Source organism: Micromonospora narathiwatensis, assembly GCF_900089605.1.
Lineage (GTDB): Bacteria > Actinomycetota > Actinomycetes > Mycobacteriales > Micromonosporaceae > Micromonospora > Micromonospora narathiwatensis.
This window is the reverse complement of record NZ_LT594324.1, coordinates 5,153,364-5,178,754: the sequence shown is the minus strand read 5'-3', so window position 1 is coordinate 5,178,754 and position 25,391 is coordinate 5,153,364. Positions and strand designations below refer to the sequence as shown.

18 protein-coding genes, 2 tRNA genes and 3 rRNA genes are annotated in these 25,391 nt (G+C 69.2%); 12 read left to right on the top strand and 11 right to left on the bottom strand.

Going from position 1 to position 25,391, the window contains the following annotated elements:
• Window positions 1-111 precede the first annotated feature (111 nt).
• Both GA0070621_RS22635 and GA0070621_RS22630 read left to right on the top strand, forming a co-directional pair.
• Window positions 112-624: a hypothetical protein gene (locus GA0070621_RS22635; protein ID WP_091199270.1), complete on the top strand. Its 513-nt coding sequence runs from the start codon at window positions 112-114 to the stop codon at window positions 622-624.
• Between the two features lie 194 nt (window positions 625-818).
• A complete protein-coding gene (locus tag GA0070621_RS22630; RefSeq protein ID WP_091199268.1) occupies window positions 819-1,352 on the top strand; it encodes a YbhB/YbcL family Raf kinase inhibitor-like protein in 534 nt (177 codons plus the stop codon).
• Window positions 1,353-1,399: 47 nt separating this feature from the next.
• Here the strand turns inward: GA0070621_RS22630 and GA0070621_RS22625 are convergent, their stop codons facing one another.
• Window positions 1,400-2,110: a class I SAM-dependent methyltransferase gene (locus GA0070621_RS22625; RefSeq protein ID WP_091199267.1), complete on the bottom strand. Its 711-nt coding sequence runs from the start codon at window positions 2,108-2,110 to the stop codon at window positions 1,400-1,402.
• Window positions 2,111-2,319: 209 nt separating this feature from the next.
• Here GA0070621_RS22625 and GA0070621_RS22620 point away from each other — a divergent pair, with 209 nt between their 5' ends.
• Entirely contained in the window at window positions 2,320-4,131 is a 1,812-nt protein-coding gene (locus GA0070621_RS22620; protein WP_091199265.1) for a glycosyltransferase family protein, read from the top strand.
• 27 nt (window positions 4,132-4,158) lie between these two features.
• Here the strand turns inward: GA0070621_RS22620 and GA0070621_RS22615 are convergent, their stop codons facing one another.
• Entirely contained in the window at window positions 4,159-4,941 is a 783-nt protein-coding gene (locus GA0070621_RS22615; protein ID WP_091199263.1) for a hypothetical protein, read from the bottom strand.
• 330 nt (window positions 4,942-5,271) lie between these two features.
• Between GA0070621_RS22615 and GA0070621_RS22610 the strand changes: the two genes are divergently transcribed.
• Complete coding sequence (locus tag GA0070621_RS22610; protein ID WP_091199261.1) at window positions 5,272-6,801, top strand: peptide deformylase; 1,530 nt, start codon at window positions 5,272-5,274, stop codon at window positions 6,799-6,801.
• A 120-nt stretch (window positions 6,802-6,921) separates the two neighbouring features.
• Here GA0070621_RS22610 and GA0070621_RS22605 read toward each other — a convergent pair whose 3' ends face one another.
• On the bottom strand, window positions 6,922-8,043 hold the full coding sequence (locus GA0070621_RS22605) for a globin domain-containing protein (RefSeq protein WP_091199258.1): 1,122 nt from the start codon (window positions 8,041-8,043) through the stop codon (window positions 6,922-6,924).
• A 145-nt stretch (window positions 8,044-8,188) separates the two neighbouring features.
• Between GA0070621_RS22605 and GA0070621_RS22600 the strand changes: the two genes are divergently transcribed.
• Window positions 8,189-8,962, top strand: coding sequence for a CPBP family intramembrane glutamic endopeptidase (locus tag GA0070621_RS22600; protein ID WP_091199256.1), 774 nt, complete (start codon window positions 8,189-8,191; stop codon window positions 8,960-8,962).
• Between the two features lie 72 nt (window positions 8,963-9,034).
• Here the strand turns inward: GA0070621_RS22600 and GA0070621_RS22595 are convergent, their stop codons facing one another.
• Entirely contained in the window at window positions 9,035-10,048 is a 1,014-nt protein-coding gene (locus GA0070621_RS22595; protein ID WP_167667168.1) for a hypothetical protein, read from the bottom strand.
• A 538-nt stretch (window positions 10,049-10,586) separates the two neighbouring features.
• Between GA0070621_RS22595 and GA0070621_RS22590 the strand changes: the two genes are divergently transcribed.
• Together GA0070621_RS22590 and GA0070621_RS22585 are read left to right on the top strand one after the other, a co-directional pair.
• Window positions 10,587-10,677 (top strand) — tRNA-Ser (locus tag GA0070621_RS22590).
• Between the two features lie 36 nt (window positions 10,678-10,713).
• Window positions 10,714-10,786 (top strand) — tRNA-Arg (locus tag GA0070621_RS22585).
• 70 nt (window positions 10,787-10,856) lie between these two features.
• On the opposite strand, the gene GA0070621_RS22580 is transcribed toward GA0070621_RS22585, so the two are convergent.
• Window positions 10,857-11,351 (bottom strand): winged helix-turn-helix transcriptional regulator, encoded by a 495-nt coding sequence (locus GA0070621_RS22580; RefSeq protein WP_091199253.1) that lies wholly within the window; start codon window positions 11,349-11,351, stop codon window positions 10,857-10,859.
• A gap of 103 nt (window positions 11,352-11,454) precedes the next feature.
• On the opposite strand from GA0070621_RS22580, the gene GA0070621_RS22575 reads away from it, so the two are divergent.
• A complete protein-coding gene (locus tag GA0070621_RS22575) occupies window positions 11,455-11,961 on the top strand; it encodes a pyridoxamine 5'-phosphate oxidase family protein (RefSeq protein WP_091199250.1) in 507 nt (168 codons plus the stop codon).
• An 18-nt stretch (window positions 11,962-11,979) separates the two neighbouring features.
• Here GA0070621_RS22575 and GA0070621_RS22570 read toward each other — a convergent pair whose 3' ends face one another.
• From GA0070621_RS22570 to GA0070621_RS22550, 6 genes are all read right to left on the bottom strand, one after another.
• Window positions 11,980-13,440, bottom strand: coding sequence for an NADH-quinone oxidoreductase subunit NuoF family protein (locus GA0070621_RS22570; protein WP_091199248.1), 1,461 nt, complete (start codon window positions 13,438-13,440; stop codon window positions 11,980-11,982).
• Entirely contained in the window at window positions 13,437-14,627 is a 1,191-nt protein-coding gene (locus tag GA0070621_RS22565; protein ID WP_091199246.1) for a ferric reductase-like transmembrane domain-containing protein, read from the bottom strand. The genes GA0070621_RS22570 and GA0070621_RS22565 overlap by 4 nt, the downstream gene beginning before the upstream one ends.
• A gap of 337 nt (window positions 14,628-14,964) precedes the next feature.
• Window positions 14,965-16,680 carry an arginine--tRNA ligase gene (argS, locus tag GA0070621_RS22560; RefSeq protein WP_091199244.1) on the bottom strand — a complete coding sequence of 572 codons (1,716 nt, stop codon included), beginning with the start codon at window positions 16,678-16,680 and terminating at the stop codon, window positions 14,965-14,967.
• A 285-nt stretch (window positions 16,681-16,965) separates the two neighbouring features.
• Window positions 16,966-18,024 carry a tryptophan--tRNA ligase gene (gene trpS, locus GA0070621_RS22555; protein ID WP_091199242.1) on the bottom strand — a complete coding sequence of 353 codons (1,059 nt, stop codon included), beginning with the start codon at window positions 18,022-18,024 and terminating at the stop codon, window positions 16,966-16,968.
• A gap of 93 nt (window positions 18,025-18,117) precedes the next feature.
• Window positions 18,118-18,285 (bottom strand): hypothetical protein, encoded by a 168-nt coding sequence (locus GA0070621_RS30130; protein ID WP_167667167.1) that lies wholly within the window; start codon window positions 18,283-18,285, stop codon window positions 18,118-18,120.
• A 75-nt stretch (window positions 18,286-18,360) separates the two neighbouring features.
• Entirely contained in the window at window positions 18,361-18,807 is a 447-nt protein-coding gene (locus GA0070621_RS22550; protein ID WP_091199240.1) for a PRC-barrel domain-containing protein, read from the bottom strand.
• A 284-nt stretch (window positions 18,808-19,091) separates the two neighbouring features.
• Between GA0070621_RS22550 and GA0070621_RS22545 the strand changes: the two genes are divergently transcribed.
• From GA0070621_RS22545 to rrf, 4 genes are all read left to right on the top strand, one after another.
• A complete protein-coding gene (locus GA0070621_RS22545) occupies window positions 19,092-19,346 on the top strand; it encodes an SCO4848 family membrane protein (RefSeq protein ID WP_091199238.1) in 255 nt (84 codons plus the stop codon).
• A gap of 693 nt (window positions 19,347-20,039) precedes the next feature.
• Window positions 20,040-21,554, top strand: a 16S ribosomal RNA gene (locus GA0070621_RS22540).
• Window positions 21,555-21,927: 373 nt separating this feature from the next.
• A 23S ribosomal RNA gene (locus GA0070621_RS22535) occupies window positions 21,928-25,037 on the top strand.
• Window positions 25,038-25,138: 101 nt separating this feature from the next.
• A 5S ribosomal RNA gene (rrf, locus tag GA0070621_RS22530) occupies window positions 25,139-25,255 on the top strand.
• The 16S, 23S and 5S rRNA genes sit together here, the layout of an rRNA operon.
• Window positions 25,256-25,391 lie beyond the last annotated feature (136 nt).

Sequence of the window (25,391 nt, the reverse complement as noted above, 5' to 3'; positions counted from 1 at the left end):
CCCCATCCGTGACGTATTCGATGACATCGACGTTCGGTAGACAGCATAGTGATGATCCCGAATACTTCTCGGGAGGCAGAGGCATCTCATGCCATCACGGGAGGACTGCTCATGAAGAGATTTGTGTCCGCGCTGATCGTTGCCGCGGCGCTGGTGGCCACCGCCACCGGCATTCCCGCCACAGCTTCCGCAGCGCCCAGAACCGCACCGGTCGTCGCCGAACAGGTCGGGGTGGCCGCTCCGTCGAGCCTCGACGCCGGCGGCATCCGCGTAACTACGCCGGCGGCACCGCAAGGCATCGGTATCGCCGCGACTCCGACGATCTCGCCATCGGTCAGTACCCAGAGTGTGCCGCCGGGAGGCACGTACACCTGTTCCTACGGCTACTTCTGCGCGCAGGTCTGGGCCGGTTCTGCGTGGAAGGTCTTTTTCCTCTACAACTGCCGGATCTACGACCTCTTCAACTGGACGGGCACGGGGTACTGGCGGAACAACCAGAGCAGTGGTGCTCCCAACCCGTACCTCCTCGGCTCTCAGGGCATCCCGATCCACTTCCTCGCCAAGAGCCCGTCCTCGGGTTCCGTCGACTGGGACCCGGTCTATTCCATCTCGCCCTGCTACTGAGCGCAGTCACCCCCCGGCTGGCACGAACGCCGGCCGGGGGGCGTTCGGCCCAAGTCACAGAAGTTCTCTGCCCTTCGGCGGCCGCGTACGTTTCCGGCTAGGGCGCGGAGATGGGCCCTCCTCGTTCGGTGGCGGGGTCCGGCGGGGTATGAAGGGGCGCAGGACATTAGCGCGCACCCGGAAGGACCGTTTCGATGACCCTGGAACGACCGATCGCCCCGGACCCGTACGAGCTGCTGCCGACGGTGCCGTCGTTCACGCTGAGCAGCGACGACGTGCACAACGGCGAGCCGATGGACGCGCCGTACGCGCACGGCAGCGCCGGCGGCGAGAACGTCTCCCCGCAGCTGTCCTGGTCGGGCTTCCCGGCGGAGACCAGGAGCTTCGTGGTGACCTGCTTCGATCCGGACGCCCCGACCGGCAGCGGCTTCTGGCACTGGGTGCTGGTGAACGTGCCCGCGTCGGTGACCGAACTGCCTCACGGGGTGAAGGAGAGCGACCTCGGCGGCGCCTTCAGCATCCGCAACGACTACGGCGACACCGGTTACGGCGGCGCCGCCCCGCCGGCCGGCGACCGTCCGCACCGCTACGTCTTCGCCGTGCACGCGCTGGACGTGGAGCGGCTCGACGTCGGCCAGGGTGCCAGCCCGGCCTTCGTCGGCTTCAACCTGGCGTTCCACACCCTGGCCCGGGCGGTCATCCGCCCGACGTACCAGGTCAAGGAGTAACCGGCGGCGGGGAAGGGCCCTTGGCGTCACGGGCCCTTCCCCGCACCTCAGCCGGGGACGCGGGCGACCGCGAAGACGGACTGGCCGAACGGCGGGCGCACCCGCTGCTCGGCCGCCTTGGTGGCGGGCAGGACCAGGGTGTCGTAGACCTTGACCATGGGGCCCTCCTTCGGCATCAGCCGGAAGACCTTGGTGGCCATGAAGTAGCCGATCAGACCGAGCGCGTTGGCGTAGTGGATCTTCTCCACGGTGAGGCCGGCCTCGGCCATCGCGGCGGCGAGGCTCCGCTTCGTGTAGCGCCGGACGTGGCCGGTGGCGATGTCGGCCGGGCTCATCGCGAACTGGAACGCCGGCACGATGATGATCACCGCGCCGCCGGGCCGGACCAGATCGCGCATGCTGCGCAGTGCGCTCACGTGGTCCTCGATGTGCTCCAGCACGTTGTACGACACGGCCGCGCTGTAGTCACCCCGCTCGGAGTGCGGCAGCAGCATCTGCCGGACCTCGATGGTGGGGTGGTCGGCGAGCCGTTCCTTGAGCCGGACCAGCCGGTCCGGGTCCGCCTCGGTGGCGGTGATCCGGGGCAGGTGCTCCGACCACTCCAGCGCGTAGTCCCCCAGGCCGCTGCCGATCTCGATCGGGTTGTCACCGAGGTGCGGCACCGCCAGTTCGACGAACCACCTGCGGTGGTTGACGGCGGTCGCCAGGCCTTCGAGCACCTCCGACTGGACGCGCTGATCCCCAGTGATTTCTGCCATGCGTCGATTCCTCACGATATGACTGACCCGCGCCACGACCGACAGAGTCAACCATCCCGATGGATGGCGCGGGAATCGGGGCACCGGGGGTGACCGAATTGCGGTCGGGGGTGGGCACGTGATCGGCGGGCGGCGAACCGGCACATGGTACGCCAGTCCCCAGAAACATGTCACGGCCCTGCCATACCCTGACTACTCTATGAATTGTCATGACTACTCCTGAATCGGATGCCGCCCGTGGTGGCACCGCCGAGAGCCGGCTCGACGAGGGCGGACGACCGGGGTGGGGTAGGCGGGTCGACGCGGCCGCCGTGCTCAGTTTCGTGCTGCTCGCGTTCTGGGTGACCGCTCGGTTCTGGTTGCACCCCGGGCACGGCGTACGGGACAACCGCACCGATCAGGCGCAGTTCGAGTGGATGATGGCGCACGGTGCGCGGGTGGTGACCGATTTTGCCTATCCGTTCGCCTCGGACCGGATGAACGTGCCGGACGGCGTCAATTTGATGGCAAATACGTCGGTATTATCCATTTCTCTGCCAATGACGCCGATCACCGTGCTGTTCGGGCCGCGTACCGCATTTCTGGTGTTCCTCACCGCCGGAATGATCGCCACCGGCGTGGCCTGGTATTTCCTGCTCTCCCGGGTGCTGATCCGCAGTCGGGGACCGGCCTGGCTCGGGGCCGGCTTCTGCGCCTTCGCCCCGGCGATGGTCTCGCACGCCAACGCGCACCCCAACATCGTCAGTCAGTTCGTGGTGCCGCTGATCATCTGGCGGACGCTGCGCCTGACCGAGCCGGGGCGCTGGCTGCGCAACGGCGTACTGCTCGGTCTGGTGATCGTCTGGCAGGCCTTCCTCAACCTGGAGATCCTGCTGATGACGGCGATCGGCCTCGGTGTGGTGGTGCTCGCCGTCGCCATCGGCCGGCCGGAGCAGCGCCGGGCGGCCCGACCCTTCGGCGCCGGACTCGGGGTGGCCGCCGTCGTGGCCGGGGTGCTGCTGGCGTACCCGTTGCACGTGCAGCTCGCCGGGCCCGGCGCCTACCAGGGGCTGTCCCGGCTGATCCGGGGCTACCGAACCGACCTCGCCTCGTACGTCGCGTGGTCCCGCGAATCGCTCGCCGGGGACGCCCGCACCAGCGCCCACCTCGTCAAGAACCCCACCGAGGAGAACGCCTTCTTCGGCTGGCCGCTCGCCGTCGGAGTGGTCGCGCTGGTCTGGTGGCTGCGCCGCAACGTCGTCGTGCTCGGCCTGGCCGCGGTCGGTGTCGTGTTCGCGTTGTTCTCCCTCGGTCGGGAGATCCGGTTCGACGGCCGGGACACCGGCGTCCCGGGACCGTGGGCCGTGCTGGAGAAGCTGCCGCTGCTGCACTCGGTGGTGCCCACCCGGTGGTCCCTGGCGCTCACCCCGATCGTCGGCATCCTGCTCGCGCTCGGCGCGGAGCACGCCCGGAGGCTGGCCCGGCGCCATCCCGCCGCCCGCGGCCAGATCCGGTTCGCCACCGCCACCGTGCTGGCCATGGCACTCCTGCCGCTGCTGCCCACGCCGCTGCCCTCGGTACGCCTCAACCCGACACCCGAGTTCGTCACCTCCGGCGCCTGGCGGCCGTACGTGGCCGGCGGGCACAGCATGGTCACCCTGCCGCTACCGGACACCGACTACGCCGATCCGCTGCGCTGGGCCGCCGAGACCCGGCTCGGCATGCCGCTGGCCCGGGGCTACTTCCTCTACCCGGACACCCGGCCCGGCGCTGGCCGGGTGGCGCTGTTCACCGCCCCGCCCCGCCCCACCAGCAGCTTCTTCACCACCGTCCGGCGGACCGACGGGGTGCCGCCGATCACGCCGCAGGACCGGGTGGCGGCGGTGGACGACCTGCGCTACTGGCGGGCCGGTGCGGTGATCCTCGACCCCCGGCTGAAGCAGGCCGACGCGCTGCGCCTGGGGATGACCGCGCTGACCGGTGTCGAGCCGGTGTTCACCGGCGGGGTGTGGCTCTGGGACGTCCGTCCGCTGGTCGACTGACCGGGTGCCGGGTCACCGGCGTACCGGTCAGGACGGGCGTACGCAGCAGCCCTGGCAGATCTTCGGCTGCGGCAGGGTGAAGGCCAGGCAGCAGGTACGCCGCTGCACGGTCGGCTCACCGGCCGGGCCGGGCACCAGATCCACCAGGTCGCCGAGGTCGAGCGCGTCGAGCAGCGTGCCGATGCTCTCCGTCGAGGAGCCGGGCAGCGCGTCCGAGGCGCGCAGGATGCCGTGCGCGATGCCCGAGGCCACCGAGCCCAGCAGCGTACGCGTGCCGATCCGGACCTCGGCCTGGATGGCGGCGATCAGCGGGGCGAAGTGGGCGTCGAGCAGCGTGGCGCGCAGCGCGTCGAGCAGCGCGGCCTCGCCGGCCACCACCCGTACGCCCGGCCCGCCGGTCAGCGCCAGCGGGTCGCCGGGCAGCACCGCGACCGTGGTCGAGCCGCGCAGGCCCAGGGTGAGCAGTTGGTCGCGGTCCGCGAAGTGGATCAGCACGTCGGCCGGGTCGAGCAGCGGCACCCGCCGGGCCGAGGCCCAGCCGAGCACCACCGGCAGCGCGGTCCAGTAGCTGTACGACTTCCAGGCCAGCGCGGCGCAGGCGTGCGGGGTGCCGCCCCAGCGCCGGGCCGCGGCGTGCAGGAACTCGGGCAGCAGCGTGCCGTCGACCAGCCGGGTCGCCGGGGCCCAGCGGGCCTCGTCGCCGGTGACCAGCAGCCCGGGCGCGAGCCCGGGCAGGTCGTCGGTGCCGAACATGGCGCGCAGGGTCGCGGTCACCGGGGCGAGTGGCGTGGCGGTGTCCCGCCTCGGCATCACCGCTGTCACTGATCCGCCCCTGTCTGGTCGGGTACCGGCCGGCGCGTCTCGTCGGTCCGAACTAAGGTTAGCCTAACCGCAGCTCCCGGTTCGGGGAAAGGCGCGTCGAGGGGTGGAGGGAGAGGTCCCGGTCACTCCGCCGGCCTGCGGCGCGTGCCGAGGGGTACCCGTCAGGGTGGGCGGAAAACGCCGGCGGGCCGGCCGGCGGGCCGCGTCAGCATCGACGGGCGCCGCTGAGTTGTCAAGGTGAATGTCGAATACGAGGCAGTTTCCGTACACGATCGGCCACCCAGCGTGAAAATGGGCTTCCCGCGTACGAGGAAGCCGATGACGACCTCACCCATCGAGCGTGCCGCCGACTCCTTCGCCGCCGAACTCGCCCGACACCGGACCGGCCGGGGGCTGACCAAGAAGCAACTGGCCACCCTGATGGGCTTCGACCCGTCGTACGTCAGCCACGTCGAGGGGCGCCGGCACCGCCCCACCGAGGACTTCGCCCGCCGGGCCGAGGCCGTCCTGGAGGCCAGCGGCGCGATCTGGCAGCGCTTCCGGGAGTACGACGAGCTGCGGCACAGCCGCTCCGGCGGGACGCACCGGGACCCACCCGTCCCCGGCCAGTGGCTGCCGCCCGGCACCGGCCTGGTGGTCGAGCGGGAGACCGCCACCCTCACCCACACCGACGAGGGCTACCACTGCGCGATCCGGCGCGAGCTGTACAACGCCGGCACCGAACCCGTCACCCGCTACCTGGTCCGGGTCGCCGTCGACCGCTACCCCAACGACCCGGGCCGGTCCAACCGGCACCACCGGGAACACCCGCTCACCTTCGCCGAGCTGCGTCTTGCGGCGTACCGGGACGACGGGGGCGCGCGGGAGCCGATGCACTGGCGGGCCAAGCACGACCGGGACGCGTTCAAGGAGATCTGGCTGCTCTTCGAGAACGACGAGGGTCGCCTCCCGCTCTACCCCGGCGACCGGGTCACCCTCGAATACGCGTACCAGGTCGGGCGGGACAAGTGGGGCCCCTGGTTCCAGCGCGCCGTACGCCTGCCCACCCGGCACCTCGCCGTCCGGCTCGACCTGCCCGCCGACCTCGACCCCAAGGTGTGGGGGGTGGAGACCTCCCTCTCCGCCGAGGAGGGCCCGCTGCGTACCCCGATCCAGCGGCACGACGAGGGCGACCGTTCGATCTTCGACTGGGCCACCGACGACCCGCCGCTGAACGCCCGCTACCGGATGCAGTGGCGGTTCCGCAGCCAGCCCCCGGATTTCGAGCCCGGCGGCCCCGGCCCGCGCGGCCGGATACGGGCCAGCGACCGGATGCGCGCCATCGGCATCGTGCAACGCGGCGACGACCAGCTCCGGCGGCCCGCCCGCCAGCTCGACCTGCCCCGCGAGGAACCCGTCGCCCGGGACGTCGTCGACCGGCTCTCCGCCATCCTGGCCCGCCTCGACGAGCTGCACCCGTTCAGCAAGGGCGTCGGCATCGCCGCCCCGCAGATCGGGCTCGACTGGGCCGCCGCCCTGGTCCGCCCCGCCGACCGGGCCGCCGAGCCGGTCGTCCTGCTCAACCCCCGGGTGGTCGACACCACGGCCGAAACGGACGAGCAATACGAGGGCTGCCTCTCGTTCTTCGACCACCGCGGGCTGGTGCCCCGGCCGCTGCGCATCGACGTCGAGCACGCCCAGTGGGACGGCAGCCGGATCATCACGTCCTTCGAGTACGCGATGGCTCGGCTGGTCGCCCACGAGATCGACCACCTGGAGGCGCGGCTCTACGTCGACCGGATGGCCCCCGGCGTGCCGCTGGTGCCCGTCGAGGAATATCGGGAGACCGGCAACCCCTGGCGCTACTGACCTGCCGGACGTCCGGTGCGCGGGCCGGTTGCCGGCCCGGCCCGCGCACCGGCGACCGGGGGGCCGGGTCGCGTGCCCCAGGGGGCGGGGGCACGCGACCCGGCTCGGGGGGAGGAAGGTCTACAGGTTGCCGAAGGTGTCGTAGCGGATGTGGTCCGGCGGGACGTCGTCGGCGGCCAAGGCGCGCAGGGTGGCCCGGACCATCGGCGCCGAGCCGGAGACGTAGCAGTCGTGCGTCGTCCACGGGCCGTACCGGGTGACCACCTCGGAGATGTCGCCCAGTTCGCCGTCGAAGTCCGGGTCCTCGCTGCACGCCGGCGTCACCGACAGCCACGGGTGGGCGGCCACCAGGGCCTCCAGGCCCGGCAGGCCGTACAGCTCCTCGGGCCGGCGGGCCCCGTAGAAGACGTGCACCCAGCGGGTCCGGTTGACCTGGGTCAGCTCCTCCACCAGCGCCTTGATCGGGGCCAGCCCGACCCCGCCGGCCACGCAGAGGATGTCCCGGGGCGAGGAACGGTCCAACGTCATCGACCCCATCGGCGCGGCCACCCGCAGCAGGTCCCCCGGCTTCGTGCGGCGGACCAGGGCCCCGGACACCCAGCCCGCCGCACCGGCCGGCGTACGCACGTGGAACTCCAGCACGTTGGTGTCGTTCGGGGCGTTCGCCACCGAGTACGTCCGCCACACCCGCGGGTGGTGGCGGGGCGCCTCGATGCTGACGTACTGGCCGGCCTGCCAGGGCAGCGGGTGCTGGAGGGCCTGCACGGTCAGCACGGCGGTGTCCGGGCCGTACCGCTCGTGGGTGAGCACCTCTGCGTGCCAGTACGGCGGATTCCCGTCGGCAGCCGCCCCGGCCAGCATCCGCTCGCAGATGCCCGCGTACGCCTCCCGCCAAGCCTGGTCGTACTCCAGGTTCCAGCCGTCCCCGGCGGTGCTGCGCAGCGCGTCCATCAGGGCGACGCCCATCGTCTCGTAGTGCGCGGCGTCGACGTGGTACTTGCGGTGGTCCCGGCCCAGCGCGCGCAGGTACTCGTCGAAGCTCTCCGGATCGCCCACCGTCTGGGTGGCGGTGACGATCGCCTCCAGGATCCGGTCGCCCTGGCCGCTCATCTGCACCGGGAAGAGCTTGCGCAGCTCCGGGTCGAGAAGGAACAGCCGGGCGTAGAAGTGACCGCTCAGCCGTTCCCGGTGCTCCTCGACCAGGGTCCAACTCTCCTTCAGCAGCCGCGCGAAGTTCTCCACGGGGGCACGCTCCTTTCCTGACGGCGGATCGGCCCATCCAGAATCGCCACGGAGCGTGCTGACCGGTCGCACAGAATGTGCGATCGGCTCACCTGAGCTTCCAAGGGTGGTGCCGGCCGGTTGCCGCGTACGGCACAGTGGTCCGGTGACGGTTGACGAGCTCACCCGCCCGGTGTCCCGGCGGACCCTGGGCACCGAGACGCTGCTGGTGCTCGGCCTCTCCCTCGGGCAGTCGGCGGCGTACGCGCTGGTCTCGCTGGTCGCCAAGCTGACCGCCACGGGCGGACTCGCGAAGCAGACCGCCGCGCTGAACACGTCCGCGTCGGCCCGGCCGTACCTCGACCTGACGTACCAGCTGCTCGGCATCCTCTTCGCGCTGGTGCCGGTGCTGCTCGCCGTACACCTGCTGGCGCGTGACCCCGGACACCCGGCGCGGACCCTCGGGGTGGATCTGACCCGGCCCGGGTCGGACCTGGCCCGGGGCGCGGGCCTGGCAGCGCTGATCGGCCTGCCCGGGCTGGCGCTGGTCTGGGCGGCGGCGCAGCTCGGCGTCAACGCCACCCTGGTCCCGGCCGCCCTGCCGGACCTCTGGTGGGCGGTGCCGGTGCTGATCCTGGCCGCCGCGCAGAACGCCGTGCTGGAGGAGGTGATCGTGGTCGGCTACCTGGTCACCCGGCTGCGGCAGCTCGGCTGGCGGCTCGGCGCGGTGATCGCCGCGAGCGCCGTGCTCCGCGGCTCCTACCACCTCTACCAGGGCTTCGGCGCCTTCGTCGGCAACGCGGTGATGGGCGTGGTGTTCAGCCTCTTCTTCCTGCGCACCCGGCGGGTCGCCCCGCTGATCGTCGCGCACACCCTGCTCGACGTGGTCGCCTTCGTCGGCTACGCGCTGCTGCCGAGGTCGTGGTTCGGCTGGCTCTGACCGGCCCCTGACGCGTCCGGTTTGCGGCAGGTCGGGCTGTCGCCGGTCACGGGCAGCGCGATCTTCCGTGGATCATTCGGGCGGGCTCCGACGTGCGTCGCCGGCCGGGCGGACCCGGGCCGGCCGGTAGCGGGCGACGGCCCGGGCGGCCAGCCGTTCCGCGGCGGCCGAGTCGCCCGCCGCAGCGGCGAGCACCGCCGCGCCCGGCAGCAGCCGCGACGCCACCCGCAGCCCCAGCCAGCCACCGGTCTGCGCGGCCAGCGGCATCGCCAACCGCCAGGCCGCCTCGGCCGCCCGGGGCCACGGCCCGTCCACCGGTGCTCCCGCCGAGCGGGCCGTGTCCAGCGCCGCGTGGGCGGTACCGGTGTCCGGATGCACCTGGGTCAGCACCAGCAACTCGGCCGCCCGGTCCGCATGCCCGGGATCACGGCCGTAGACGGCCGCCAGGTGCAGCACCAGGCTGGCCTGCGTCCACAGCGCCGCCGCCAGTTCCGCCACCGGCGCGAGCAGGCCGGCACCCGCCGCGAACACCCCGCCCGTACCGGCCAGCCGGACGAATCGCCGGGTCACCAGCCGGGCCAGCCCGTCGGCGTCCGCGTCGGGGTACGTCCCGCGGGTCCGTTCGACCCAGTCCCGGGCAATCGGCCCGAGCGCGTCGACGGCGGCGAGGGCCAGCAGCTCCGGCGCGTAACCGGGGTGGTCGAGCAGGCGCGCGGCCACCGCCCGCCAGCCCTCCCCAGGGGTACGCCCCGACTCCTGCTGCACGGAGGTGGTCTTCGGGGCGGAAGCGGCCTTCTGCCCCGAGGTTGCCTTCCCGGCCGAGGCAGCCTTCGCCACAGCCGTCTTCTTGGCCGTAGTTGCCGCTTTTGTGGCGGTGGTCTTCTTCGCCGGGGTCGCCTTCTTCGCCGCCGGCGCGGCCCGCTTCGTCGGGGCCGCCTTCCCGGTCGCTGCGCGGCCGGTCGGCTCCGGGGGGGTGTCCGCCACCGGCCCGGCGTCGACCGGGGCGGTCGCCTGCCGGCCCGGTGGCGGGTCGGCCGGCTTGCCGGAGGCGGTGCTGTCCGGCGTGCCGACGGCATCGTCCTCCACGGCATCGCCTCGTTCTGCCAGGCGATCCGGCGCGGGCGGGACGGCGTCGGTGGACGGGCGGGGACGGGGCGCGGCGGCGGGCGGGCCCGGCGGCGGTTCGGTGCCGGCGGCGGGCGGCGTACCCTCCGGCAGCCCGGGTCCGGTGGTGGGTGCGGCCCGCCGCTCACCGGCCACGGCGGGGCGGGGCGCGACCGTCGCGGGGTCGGGCGGCTGGAAGAGGACGCTGGGGGCGGCGGCCCTGGCCCGCCTGGGTCGGGTCGGGGCCCCACCGTCGGCGCGGCCCGCCGGCGGGACGGGCGGTGCAGGGGTCGGTGGCGGGGTGAAGGTCGGCTTCGTGGAGCGGCTCCGCCGGGCACCGGCGGCGGGCTCGCGATGGGGTGGATCGCTCGGCGGCTGCTCCTGCATATCGATGAAGCCTAGTCCCGAGCGTGACGCCGCACACGGGGGAAACGCGGTCGACGACCGCTTCCCGGTAGTCGCTTTGCTCCGGGCGGGGGAAGACCTGTATCCTCGGGCGCGGTGGTCTCCGGGCCACCGGGGAGACTTCGCCTAGTCTGGTCTATGGCGCCGCACTGCTAATGCGGTTGGGGTTTTAAAGCCCCTCCCGGGTTCGAATCCCGGAGTCTCCGCGCGAAAGCCAGGTGTGTAGACTGGCCGAGCACCAAGCGCCCGTAGCTCAATGGATAGAGCATCTGACTACGGATCAGAAGGTTAGGGGTTCGAGTCCCTTCGGGCGCACAAGATTGTTAAGAGCCTGGCCAGCGGAGACGCGGGTCAGGCTTTTAACTTTTCCGCTGCTCGGTGCGATCTAGGCGTGGTGCAGTTCGGCTTCGTACGCCCCGCGTAGCCGGGCGAACACAGACTCCGCGCCTGCCGGTCTGGGCACGCCGAGGTGCCGCTCGCGGAGTTCGTTCATGAACTGTTCCCACAGCTCGGGGCCGCCCCGCTCAAGCAGTTCGGCGCGTACGGCCAGCTCGCGGGTGACGGGAAGGTGGCGTCGTCCCCACGCGCCGAGCTGCGCCATGACCGGAACCAGCTGGATGGCGGGCTCGGTGAGGCTGTAGATCACCTTCTGTTTGTGGCCGGGGTCGGGTGCGCGTGAGACGAGACCGCGTTCGGTGAGCCGGTGGAGTCGGTCGGACAGGATGTTCGACGCGATCCCCTCCTGCGAGTTGTGCAACAGCTCGCGGAAGTGCCTGCGGTTGCCGAACATCATGTCGCGGAGGATGAGCAGCGACCACTTGTCGCCGAGGACCTCCACGGAGAGGTTGATCGGACAGCCCGAGCGATGCTCCTCCACCATGAACCCCCCATCGCGACTGATTGCAGGCTACAACCAGACATACTAGGGTCGATACCGGTTGCAAAACGCAAGCAGACCACCTCGTCGCAGCGGAGGAGGGAACATGACGGGATCCGAGCCGACGGCGCAGCTCGTCGAGGAGTTCAGCGAGCCGGGTGCGGTGGCCCCGCCGTGGTCCGACGTCGTCGCCCTGCTGGCGTCATCGGAGATGTTCTGGCTCTCCACGGTGCGGCGAGACGGCCGTCCACACGTCGCACCCCTGCCAGCGATGTGGCTCGACGACCGTCTCCACTTCTGCACCGGCGCCCACGAGCAGAAAGCGAGGAACATCGAGGCCAACGCCAACTGTGTCATCACGACGGGCACCAGCGCCTACCGCTCAGGCATCGACGTCACGGTCGAGGGCACCGCCGAGCGGATCACCGACAACGCGACCCTCGAACGGCTGGCCCGACTCTGGAAAGACAAGCTCGACTGGGTGTTCGAGGTCGGCGATGGCGTCTTCCTCGACACCACGGGGACGCGCCCGGCCATGGTGTTCGCGGTCAGGCCGGCGAAGGTACTGGCCTTCAGCAAGAACCCCTACAGCCAGACGCGATACGTTCGCTGACCCCCGGCCGATCCGGTGTCAGGCTTCCTGCCGCAGCGCGAGGGCCGGGCACATGGCGACCGCCTTCCGCGCACTGCCGTCCAGCCATGGCGGGACGGGGGCGTTCGGCAGGGACGGGTATCCGTTCGGGTCCAGAGTGATCAGTTCGGGCGCGAGCTGGGCACACAACCCGTGTCCGTCGCACCGGGACCAGTCCACCAGCAGTCGGCCGGCTGTGCCTTCCTCGCCTTCGGGCAGCGGCAGTACGCCCCGTACCGGCGTGTCGCAACCGCCGCGGGCCAGGTGCGCCGCGATGTCCTCGGTGAACACGTCGATCGCGGAGAGGGCGAACCGGGCGGTGCCGTCCGGGTGGCTGCACGCGCCCCGCCCGCGGACGCCGCCGGCCGCGGCGCGGATCCGCTCCAGCGCGGCACCGCCGCCGCTGCCGTCACTGAGCGCGCTCATCGCCCGGGCCAGGTCGGGCAGGCCGAGCTGGCACGGTCCGCACTGGCCGGCGGACTGGCCGGCGAGGTAGCGCAACACCCGAGCGGCCTCGCCGAGCGGGCAGGTGCCGTCCCCGAGGGGCAGCATGATGCCCGCCCCGAGCGTGCCGCCGACCTGCTCCAGGCCGGCCCGGGACACCACCGCGCGGGCGGCTGCGGCCGCGCTGATCCACTTGCCGTGAAACCCACCGGACAGCAGGCCGGGACCGATGGTGGCGGCGCAGACGTCCAGCACGTCCAGCAGGGGCACGCCGGCGGGTACCTCCAGCACGGTCGGCTGCCGGGCGGAGCCGCCCACGGTGAGCAGCACGGTGCCGGGTTCGTCGGCGGTGCCGACCTCGCCGAAGGCGTACGGGCCGAGACGTGCGGCGACCGCCAGTTGCGCGTACGTCTCGGCGTTGGACAGCAGCGTCGGCCGGCCGCCCACGCCGGCGTCGCTCGCCAGGCTCTTGCGTCCGGGCGGGATCGGGACGTCCCCGTTGATGCCACGGATCAGCGCGCCGCTCTCGCCCGAGATGAACCGGTGCGGCATGGTGACGAGTCGGGTGGTGGCGGGCATCCGGCGTTCGGCGACGGCCGCGAGCACCGAGTCGCTCGCCACACCGTCGTCGGTCACCCCGATGACGATGCTCTCCGCCCCGAGCGCGTGTGCGGCGAGAGCGGCGCCGTCCAGCACCAGATGGGGTGCACGGGTCAGCAGCGCCTTGTCCTTCCAACTGGCCGGCTCGCCCTCGGTGCCGTTCACCACCACGGCGACGGGAAGCTCCCGCCGTTGGGCCGAGCGGGCCACCGCGTCGAGCTTGCGGGCGAACGGGAACCCGGCCCCGCCGCGGCCACGCAGGCCGATTCGCTCGGCGAGGTCGATGGTCGCGGCCAGGTCGAGCGGGCGGAGGTCCCCGTGCACGGCCAGGTGCGCCCGGCGGTCCAGGCGTTCGGTCCGGTCCAGGCCGGCGGTCAGGCGGGGCGTGCCGAGGTGACCGACGACGGGTACGCTCACCGGCCGACCTCGTTGCGGATGTACGCCCAGAACTGCTCGTCGGTGATCTCGGCGGTCTCGTCGAGCTCGGGTGCCGTGGCGGGCGGGCGCGGCAGTTCCGGGCGCGCCGTGGGCTCCGGTCGCGTCGACTCGGCGTTGTGGGCGCCCACCGGGGCGGGGGCGGCCGCGCCGTGCGGCGGGGACACCGGCCGGTCGTCACGTAGCGGCCGGTACGGCCGGTAGTCCCTCGCCCGGCTCGGGCGAGGCGCGGTCACGGTGTGCTCAGCCGCAGGCGCGGCGGCTTCGAGAACCGCTCGGTGGGCGGCCCCGGCCGGCTTCACGTCGGCCCACTCGAGTCCGGCCGGCTCAGTGTCGGCCCATTCGGTTTTGGCCGGCACAGCGTCGACCCACTCGGTTCCGGCCAGCGCGGGGATGAGAACGTTCGTGGCCAGCGGCGCGGCGGCGGCCGGTTCCGGCCGACCCGCCGAGCGCGTCCGGCGGGTGGTCTGCGCCGTGGCCAGGTGCGTGCGGCGGCTCAGGGCCACGAAGAGGCGCACCAGTAGGGCCAGGGTGACGAGAGCGATGCAGATGCCGTAACTGACCAGCACCCATGCGGCGGCGGACCGGCCGGCCCCAAGCCCGTGGACCAGCGCGAGGAGCCAGGCCGCGTACGCGCTGGCGTGCAGGACCCGCCAGCGGCCCGGCCGCCGGCTCTGGGCGTACGAGGCGCGGGTGACACCGGTCCAGGTCGCCACGATCATGAGGTAGCTGGCCAGCGTGCCGAGCCCGACCTGGACGGGCCGGTGACTGGCGAGGAAGGGGATCGCCGGGTCCCACAGGTGGGCGTGTCCCTCGATGAGCTTCGTCGCGACGTGGATCGCCAGGCAGACCATGGCGGTGGCCGCGGTGGCCCGGTGCACGATCTGGAGCAGGATCCGGTGGCGGATCAGCAGGAGCAGCCGGTCGGTCGCGGCCAACCCGATCATCACCGTGATCGAGAGGCCGACCAGGCTGAACACGCCGGTGAAGAACTCCAGGAACGAGAAGGACCCGGCGATGGCGGCCCTGCCGTACGGCGTGAAGGCCGCGACGATGACCGCGATCACGGCTGCGCCGACGGCGAGTCCCCGCGCGCCGCCGCGGCGAGCGGGCCGGGCGGCCAGGCCCGCGGCGCGGAGCGGCGGCCGGCTCGTGCTGGGCCCGTCCATGCCACCTCCGACTTCGCGACCCGCTGCGCTGTTGGCTCCGGCGGTCTCCGCGATGCAGAGTTTCCGGCGGCACGGGCGATCGGCCCGGTGCCGGTGGATTTCTACCAATCCCCGGGTCAGCAGGCAACAGAAGCATGAAGTCCTTTATGAGGATTTAAGTCTGGTCGAGTGCCCCGGCGCGTTCGTGCGGACCGGCCGGGACATCACCAAGCCGATCAATGCCTGGCTGGGCTCGAAGACGACCCCGAACGCCGCAGGGGCGCAACGCCCCGGGTCGCCGTACCGGGGTACGGCGACCCGGGCCTGCGCGTACGTCAGGTGCCGGGGTCCGGCGGCGTCACAGCCGTTCGGGGGTGCGGATGCCGAGCAGGTGCAGGCCCTGCCGCAGCACCCGGGCGGTCAGGTCGCAGAGCACCAGCCGACTCTCCCGCACGGGGCCGTCGGACCGCAGCACCGGGCAGCGCTCGTAGAAGGCGCTGAACGCGACGGCGAGCCGGTGAAGGTAGCTGGCCAGGTGGTGGAACTCCAGGCTGCGCTCCACCTCGGCGATCACCCCGGCGAAGCCGAGCAGTTCCATGGCGAGTGCCCGCTCGGCCGGCTCGGCCAGCGAGATCGCCGCGTCCGGCCGGGCCGCCACCCCCGCCCGCCGGAAGATCGACCGGATCCGGGAGTACGCGTACTGGAGGTAGGGCGCGGTGTTGCCGTCCAGCGACAGCATCCGCTCCCAGTCCAGCACGTAGTCCTTCTGCCGGTCGCTGGACAGGTCGGCGTACTTGACCGCGCCGATGCCGACCGCCCGGCCCACCTCGGCCGCCTCCGCCTCGCCCAGTTCCGGGTTGCGCTCCCGGGCCAGCGCGGTGGCCCGGGCCACCGACTCCTCCAGCAGGGCGACCAGCTTCACCGACTCGCCGGCCCGGCTGCGTAGCATCCGCCCGTCCGGCCCGAGGATCGAGCCGAACCCGACGTGCTCGGCCCGCGCCGGTGGGATGAGCCAGCCGGCCTGCGCCGCCGCCGCGTACACCATCTCGAAGTGCCGCCGCTGCGGCAGCCCCACCACGTAGAGCAGCCGGGTCGCGCCCAGTGACCCGGTCCGGTGCCGGACGGCCGCCAGGTCGGTGGCCGGGTAGCCGTACCCGCCGTCGGACTTGCGTACGATCAGCGGCAGCGGCTCGCCGTCCCGGCCGACCGAACCGGGTGGGAACACGCACGCGGCGCCGTTGCTCTGCCGCAGCAGCCCGAGCCGGTCGAGGTCGTCCACCACCGGGGCGAGCAGGCCGTTGTAGCTGCTCTCGCCCTGGAAGTCCCGCTCGGTCAGGGTCACGTCGAGCAGGTCGTACACGGTGAGGAAGTAGCGTTCGGACTGCTCGACCAGCAGCCGCCACAGCCGCAGCGTCGCCTCGTCGCCGCCCTGCAACGCCACGACCCGGCGCCGGGACCGCTCCTGGAACGCCTCGTCCGCGTCGAACTTGGCCCGCGCCGCCTTGTAGAACGCGTCCAGGTCCCCCATGGACAGCTCCTGCGCCGCCTCGGCCTCGCCCAGGTCGACCAGGTGCTCGATCAACATGCCGAACGGCGTCCCCCAGTCGCCGAGGTGGTTGGCCCGGACCACCTGGTGGCCCAGCCATTCCAGCAGCCGGGCCGCCGCGTCGCCGATCACCGTCGACCGCAGGTGCCCGACGTGCATCTCCTTCGCCACGTTCGGTCCCGAGTAGTCGACCACCACGGTCTCCGGTTCGGCCGCCGGCGGCACGCCGAGCCGTGGGTCGGCGGCCAGGGCGGAGAGCAGCCCGCCCAGGGCGGGGTCGGCGACGGTCAGGTTGATGAAACCGGGCCCGGACACCTCCGCCGCGCACAAGTCACCGAGCCGCGCGCGGTCCAGCACCTCCGCCGCGATCGACCGCGGTGGCCGGCCGAGCCGCCGGGCCAGCGCCAGCGCTGCGTCGGACTGGAAGTCCGCGCGCTGGGAGCGCCGCACGACCGGGTCCACCGGTACGCCGGCCACCGTCTCGAACGCCGGCGCCAGCCGGCCGGTCAGCAGTTTCTCCAGATCCATGGGTACGCCGATCTCGCTCGGATCCGCCTCGCGCGGATCTCCGGACTTCGGATGCGGGCGGACCGAGGACGATCGGCGATGACCGGCGGCTCGATCCGCCGGTCGCAAGAGAAAAGGTGCTCAGCGCAGGCGGTCGTGGGACCGCCGGCGTCGCTCCGCACCGACCGACACGTCGCAGGACGTCGGCACGAGGGTGCGGGCACAGGTCATACGGCCAGCCTATCCGGCCGGCCCGGGGGCGGCGCAAGGCCGTACCCGGGCCGGCGTCCGGTCGTACCCGGCGACTCAGGCCGGCGTGGCGACGGTCTTGCGGTACCGCTCGGCCCGCCGTCGCACCTGGGTGTACGCGCTGGTCAGGCCCATCGCCCGGCGGACCTCGACCAGGGTTCGGCGCACCTCGGTCCGGGTCCGTTCGGTGCCCTCGAAGATCAGCTCGTCGACCAGGCCGCTCGCCGCCTCGAACCGGGCCCGCCGCTCGCGGACCGGGTCGAGGAACCGGTTGAGCGCGACGGCCAGCTCCTCCTTGACCTCGACGTCACCGACCCGGCCGACCCGGTAGCGGGCCTTCAACTCCTCGACCTTCGCCCGGTCCGGGTTGAACACGTCGTGGTACGCGAAGACCGGGTTACCCTCCACCGTCCCGGGCACGTCGGCGCGCACCCGGTTCGGGTCGGTGTACATCCCCATCACCTTGCGGCGCACCGTCGCCGGGTCGTCCGAGAGCGCGATGGCGTTCCCCCTGCTCTTGCTCATCTTCCCCTGACCGTCCGTGCCGACCAGGGTGGGTGTCTCCGACATGATCATCTCGGGCACCGGGAAGACCTCGCCGTAGAGGTGGTTGAAGCGCCGGGCGATCTCCCGGGTCACCTCGACGTGCGCGGCGTTGTCCTTCCCCACCGGGACGACCTGCCCCTTCACGCAGAGGATGTCGGCGGCCTGGAGGACGGGATAGCCGAGCAGGCCGTACGGCATCTCCTCCTTGCCGGCGTCCCGGCTCATCTCCTTGAGCGACGGGACCCGTTCCAGCCGGGGCACCGTGACCAGGTTCTGGAAGAGGGTGTTCAGGTCGCCGACCTCCGGGATCGCCGACTGGAGGTAGAACGTGGCCCGGTCCGGCTCGACGCCGGCGGCGAGGACGTCGGTGACCATCTCGCGGGCGTTGCGGGAGACCCGCTCGATGTCCTCGCGGGTGTTCCTCGTGGTGAGCATGTGCAGGTCGGCGATGATGAAGAAGCTCTCGTACCGCCGGTGGAGCCTTACCCGGTTGGCGATGCTGCCGACGTAGTGGCCCAGGTGCAGCCGCCCGGTCGGGCGGTCGCCGGTGAGCATCCGTGCTGCGGACATGGTGGTACGCCTTTCGTGCCGAGAACAGGTGGAAGGACGCGCGGGCGCGCGGAAGGTGACCCGGGGCGTGCCCGGATCAGTGGGATCGGCTGCTCAGAGCGCGAACCGCCATCGCCCGCCGGCGCGGAACCGCAACCCACCGGCACGGAGTACGTCGAGAATCTGCTCCCGACCGTCGTCGACACGGGCCGGGACGACCGGAGCGGCAGCCGCCGGGAGACCGTCAACGGTCTCCGGGGCGCAGGTGCTCGGCCGGACCATGCCTCACAGGGTAGCCGTCCGTCGGCGCCCCTGGTTCCCTCGTCGCGGCGTCCGGCCCGCCGCGAGGTCCGTTGCTCAGCCCTGCCGGTAGCTCTCCGTGTAGTAGCTGCCGACCTGCTCCCGATAGTCGGGCCGGTCGAACTCGTCCGGGTCGAAAGCCGGCGAGTCCTTCACCTGCTCCCGGGTGCGGTCCACGTACACCGCGCGTTCCAGGTGGTCGACCCGGGCCACCGTGCCGGCCGGCAGCAGCACCTTCTTCCCGAAGATCCACGGCCCGGTGTCGACCACCAGGTACCGGGCTCCGGCCTCCCGACTCGCCTGGTCGATCGACCCGATCCGACCGTCGGTCGCCGCCACCCGGTAGCCGGTCAGGTCGATCGGGGTACCCGGGCCGGGCGCATCGGGGCCGTCGTCGGCGCCGCCCTCCGGCCGCCGCCTCGGCACCTCGTCCGGCGTGCTCCCGTCGTAGCCGCCAGCCAGGGCGGAAGGATCGCGCCAGACCCACGGATCGAACGGCTGCATGACCCACCTCCGGTGCCGTCGTCGAGACGACGGGAACAGTGCCCACGCGTCCGAGGACGGAAACGCCGATGCGATTCCGGGCTCGTCCCCGCCCGTTTCGGCGAGCGACCGCATGACCGCGACTCCTGCCCCGGCTCACGGATCGCAGTACTCTCCGGCCGCCCCGGGATTCACCCGGCCGGGCGGCCGACGGGCTGCGAGGCACCCGCTCGTCCCCTCGCTGACCTGCGCCGACGGGCCGGCCGGGACGCTCGCCGGCGCTGCCGCTGGCATACTGGCCACCCATGGTGCTGTCGCGTGGCTGGTCGGTCTTCCTGTTCGCGGTCGGAGTCTGGACCTGGGTCATCTGGCCGAGGTTCGCCGTGGCCATCTGGAACGACCCGCGCTCCTGGTCGACCGGCACGGTCGGGGCGGGCGCGGCCACCAGCTTTCTCTGGGTGCACGCGCTGTTGATCGCTGCCTCGTTGGCGATCGGCACCGCCGTCGGTGTGCTGGGGATCAGGGGTTGGCTCGCGGCCCGTGGTCGTCCCCGCGCCTGAGCCACCGGTCCTCGTGCCGGGCTCCACGCCGTTGAACAGGCAAGATAGCCCCGCGATGATGATGTGACGCGGGACGCTCGCCGCGGATTTGACGATCAAACCCAAAGCCGCGTAACTTTCTCTCTGCCAGCGCGGAACGGGGCAAACGGGACGAAAGCCCGAGGGTCCGAAACCGAGGCTGGCACCGGGTTGGACAGGGGCACAGCACCTGAACGACACGGTCCGGGCGGGGCCCGCCGAAACGCCGCAGGGCGGATTTGGCGGAGCGGAACCGACCGGGTAAGGTTGTCGACCGGCAGGGCACCGGGCGAGTCGCGGTCATCGCGGCGGCCGGCCTGCCAAATCCGATGATCAAGTGCGGCGGTTCGCTGCTGCGCGAGGTTCACCGGACGCTGACCCGTACGAAGCACGACAGACCGGTACACACGGTTTGACACGGCGGAGACGGGGAGGTAACGTAGTAAAAGTGCCCGGCGCGAGAGCGGCGGGGGCGGTTGAACGAGATGCCCCGGATGGGGGTCCTGCGGTGTGGGGCTTTCGGATGGTGTGTGGTTGTTCTTTGAGAACTCAACAGGGTGCTTGATAAGCCAGTGCCAATTTGTTTGATACCCCGGACTGGTCGGACTTAGGTTTGGCTGGTTGGGATTCCTTTGGCAACACTTTTTGTTGTCAGGATGATTGTTCAACAAGTTTTTGTTGGAGAGTTTGATCCTGGCTCAGGACGAACGCTGGCGGCGTGCTTAACACATGCAAGTCGAGCGGAAAGGCCCTTCGGGGTACTCGAGCGGCGAACGGGTGAGTAACACGTGAGCAACCTGCCCTAGGCTTTGGGATAACCCCGGGAAACCGGGGCTAATACCGAATAGGACCTGGCACCGCATGGTGTTGGGTGGAAAGTTTTTCGGCCTGGGATGGGCTCGCGGCCTATCAGCTTGTTGGTGGGGTGATGGCCTACCAAGGCGACGACGGGTAGCCGGCCTGAGAGGGCGACCGGCCACACTGGGACTGAGACACGGCCCAGACTCCTACGGGAGGCAGCAGTGGGGAATATTGCACAATGGGCGGAAGCCTGATGCAGCGACGCCGCGTGAGGGATGACGGCCTTCGGGTTGTAAACCTCTTTCAGCAGGGACGAAGCGTAAGTGACGGTACCTGCAGAAGAAGCGCCGGCCAACTACGTGCCAGCAGCCGCGGTAAGACGTAGGGCGCGAGCGTTGTCCGGATTTATTGGGCGTAAAGAGCTCGTAGGCGGCTTGTCGCGTCGACTGTGAAAACCCACGGCTCAACCGTGGGCCTGCAGTCGATACGGGCAGGCTAGAGTTCGGTAGGGGAGACTGGAATTCCTGGTGTAGCGGTGAAATGCGCAGATATCAGGAGGAACACCGGTGGCGAAGGCGGGTCTCTGGGCCGATACTGACGCTGAGGAGCGAAAGCGTGGGGAGCGAACAGGATTAGATACCCTGGTAGTCCACGCTGTAAACGTTGGGCGCTAGGTGTGGGGGGCCTCTCCGGTTCCCTGTGCCGCAGCTAACGCATTAAGCGCCCCGCCTGGGGAGTACGGCCGCAAGGCTAAAACTCAAAGGAATTGACGGGGGCCCGCACAAGCGGCGGAGCATGCGGATTAATTCGATGCAACGCGAAGAACCTTACCTGGGTTTGACATGGCCGCAAAACCTGCAGAGATGTGGGGTCCTTCGGGGGCGGTCACAGGTGGTGCATGGCTGTCGTCAGCTCGTGTCGTGAGATGTTGGGTTAAGTCCCGCAACGAGCGCAACCCTCGTTCGATGTTGCCAGCGCGTTATGGCGGGGACTCATCGAAGACTGCCGGGGTCAACTCGGAGGAAGGTGGGGATGACGTCAAGTCATCATGCCCCTTATGTCCAGGGCTTCACGCATGCTACAATGGCCGGTACAATGGGCTGCGATACCGTGAGGTGGAGCGAATCCCAAAAAGCCGGTCTCAGTTCGGATCGGGGTCTGCAACTCGACCCCGTGAAGTCGGAGTCGCTAGTAATCGCAGATCAGCAACGCTGCGGTGAATACGTTCCCGGGCCTTGTACACACCGCCCGTCACGTCACGAAAGTCGGCAACACCCGAAGCCGGTGGCCCAACCCTTGTGGAGGGAGCCGTCGAAGGTGGGGCTGGCGATTGGGACGAAGTCGTAACAAGGTAGCCGTACCGGAAGGTGCGGCTGGATCACCTCCTTTCTAAGGAGCACCATCCGTCGAAAGGCGGTATGGAGCCCGCGGCCCGCGGATGTCGGGTCGGGGTGCTCATAGGCGGAGACACTGGCCAGTTTTTCCTCGGCAACGGCCTGAGGCTCTAGTACGACCAGTTTTCTGGTGTGGAACGGGTTGATGGTGCGGCTGGGGAGGGCGTAAGCACCCTGTTGGGTCCTGAAGGAACAACCGTGTGGTTGTTTTCTTCGGAGCCGTAGCCTGAGGCGTGAGTTCCTTGGGAGGCTGCCAGGCATGGCCTGGTTCCGTATACCGCCGGCGGTTGTCGGGTCTGGTGTGGGACTGTTCGGGTTGTGGGTTGGTCGTTTGTTGAGAATTGCACAGTGGACGCGAGCATCTTTGTGGTCAAGTTGTCAAGGGCGAACGGTGGATGCCTTGGCACCAGGAGCCGATGAAGGACGTGGGAGGCCGCGATAGGCCTGGGGGAGCTGTCAACCAAGCTGTGATCCCAGGGTGTCCGAATGGGGGAACCCGGCTGGAGTCATGTCCAGTCACCCGCACCTGAACACATAGGGTGTGTGGGGGGAACGCGGGGAAGTGAAACATCTCAGTACCCGTAGGAAGAGAAAACAAACAGTGATTCCGTGAGTAGTGGCGAGCGAAAGCGGATTGAGGCTAAACCGGCTGCGTGTGATACCTGTCAGGGGTTGCGTGGTCGGGGTTGTGGGACCCTGCTGAGTGTGCTGACACATACTCGAGGAGTTACAAAGCCAGTTGCTAGTCGAACAGTCTGGAATGGCTGACCGTAGACGGTGAAAGTCCGGTAGGTGAAAGTGGCTGGTCTTCTGTGGGTGTTCCCGAGTAGCGGCGGACTCCTGTAATCTGCCGTGAATCTGCCAGGACCACCTGGTAAGCCTAAATACTTCCTGGTGACCGATAGCGGACAAGTACCGTGAGGGAATGGTGAAAAGTACCCCGGGAGGGGAGTGAAATAGTACCTGAAACCGTTCGCCTACAATCCGTCGGAGCCTTGCGGGGTGACGGCGTGCCTTTTGAAGAATGAGCCTGCGAGTTAGTGGCATGTGGCGAGGTTAACCCGTGTGGGGGAGCCGTAGCGAAAGCGAGTCTGAATAGGGCGTTTTAGTCGCATGCTCTAGACCCGAAGCGGAGTGATCTAGCCATGGGCAGGCTGAAGCGCGGGTAAGACCGCGTGGAGGGCCGAACCCACCAACGTTGAAAAGTTGGGGGATGACCTGTGGTTAGGGGTGAAAGGCCAATCAAACTCCGTGATAGCTGGTTCTCCCCGAAATGCATTTAGGTGCAGCGTCGCGTGTTTCTTGCCGGAGGTAGAGCACTGGATGGTCTAGGGGGCCCACAAGCTTACCGAAATCAGCCAAACTCCGAATGCCGGTAAGTGAGAGCGCGGCAGTGAGACTGCGGGGGATAAGCTTCGTAGTCGAGAGGGAAACAGCCCAGATCACCAGCTAAGGCCCCTAAGCGTGTGCTAAGTGGAAAAGGATGTGGGGTCGCATAGACAACCAGGAGGTTGGCTTAGAAGCAGCCACCCTTTAAAGAGTGCGTAATAGCTCACTGGTCAAGTGGTTCCGCGCCGACAATGTAGCGGGGCTCAAGTACACCGCCGAAGCTGTGGCACTCACACAACGACTTCGCCAGGTCTTGATATCTGGTGCAGGTGTGTGGGTGGGTAGGGGAGCGTCGTGCCGGGGGTGAAGCAACGGGGTGACCTAGTTGTGGACGCGGCACGAGTGAGAATGCAGGCATGAGTAGCGAAAGAAGGGTGAGAAACCCTTCCGCCGGATGACCAAGGGTTCCAGGGCCAGGTTAATCCGCCCTGGGTGAGTCGGGACCTAAGGCGAGGCCGAGAGGCGTAGTCGATGGACAACGGGTTGATATTCCCGTACCCGCGAAAGAGCGTCCCTGACGAACCTCGTTGTGCTAACCACCCAATCCATCCAAGACCTTCGGGTTGAGGGTGGGGAGCGTGGGAACCTGGCGGGTAGTAGTCAAGCGATGGGGTGACGCAGGAAGGTAGCTGAGCCCGGCCGGTGGTTGTGCCGGGGTAAGCGTGTAGGCCGTGCTGTAGGCAAATCCGCAGCACATGTAGGCTGAGACGTGATGCCGAGCCGATTCAGGTGAAGTCAGTGATCCTATGCTGCCGAGAAAAGCCTCTAGCGAGTTCTTAGCGGCCCGTACCCCAAACCGACACAGGTGGTCAGGTAGAGAATACCGAGGCGATCGGGCGAACTGTGGTTAAGGAACTCGGCAAATTGCCCCCGTAACTTAGGGAGAAGGGGGGCCGGAGACGTGAAGCCCCGCGCGGGTGGAGCGTTGTATGGCCGCAGAGAGCAGGGGGAAGCGACTGTTTACTAAAAACACAGGTCCATGCGAAGAAGTAATTCGATGTATATGGACTGACGCCTGCCCGGTGCTGGAACGTTAAGGGGACCTGTTAGCTCTTCGGGGCGAAGCGGAGAACTTAAGCGCCAGTAAACGGCGGTGGTAACTATAACCATCCTAAGGTAGCGAAATTCCTTGTCGGGTAAGTTCCGACCTGCACGAATGGCGTAACGACTTCCCCACTGTCTCAACCACAGGCCCGGCGAAATTGCACTACGAGTAAAGATGCTCGTTACGCGCGGCAGGACGGAAAGACCCCGGGACCTTTACTATAGCTTGACATTGGTATCCGAATTAGCTTGTGTAGGATAGGTGGGAGCCGGTGAAGCTCATACGCCAGTATGGGTGGAGGCAATCTTGAAATACCACTCTGGTTGGTTTGGGTATCTAACTTCGGACCGTTATCCGGTTCAGGGACAGTGTCTGGTGGGTAGTTTAACTGGGGCGGTTGCCTCCTAAAGGGTAACGGAGGCGCCCAAAGGTTCCCTCAGCCTGGTTGGCAATCAGGTGTTGAGTGCAAGTGCACAAGGGAGCTTGACTGTGAGACTGACGGGTCGAGCAGGGACGAAAGTCGGGACTAGTGATCCGGCACTGGCATGTGGAAGCGGTGTCGCTCAACGGATAAAAGGTACCCCGGGGATAACAGGCTGATCTTCCCCAAGAGTCCATATCGACGGGATGGTTTGGCACCTCGATGTCGGCTCGTCGCATCCTGGGGCTGTAGCAGGTCCCAAGGGTTGGGCTGTTCGCCCATTAAAGCGGTACGCGAGCTGGGTTTAGAACGTCGTGAGACAGTTCGGTCCCTATCCGCCGTGCGCGTAGGATACTTGAGAAGGGCTGTCCCTAGTACGAGAGGACCGGGACGGACGAACCTCTGGTGTGCCAGTTGTCCCGCCAGGGGCACGGCTGGTTAGCTACGTTCGGAAGGGATAACCGCTGAAAGCATCTAAGCGGGAAGCTCGCTTCAAGATGAGGTATCCCACCCACCTTTGGTGGGGTAAGGCCCCCAGCTAGACGACTGGGTTGATAGGCCGGAAATGTAAGCCCGGTAACGGGTTCAGTTGACCGGTACTAATAGGCCGAGGACTTGACTACTAAGCTGCTACGCGTCCACTGTGCAACTCCCGACAAACGAACAAGCACACCAGCAGCCCCCGGCAGGGGGCGCGGTTGATTGTTTGACATGTCGATAGAGTTACGGCGGTCATGGCGGAGGGGAAACGCCCGGTCACATTCCGAACCCGGAAGCTAAGCCCTCCAGCGCCGATGGTACTGCACTCGGGAGGGTGTGGGAGAGTAGGACACCGCCGGACAATCTTTCAGTCAGGGTCACCCTTCGGGGTGACCCTGACTGCGTTTACGGGTCCTTTCCTGATGACTCTGCGGGGGCGAGCTTCGGGAATTCCCGCCCACCGCCTGCCCGGTCTCGTACGGTCGGTGCGGGGCCGC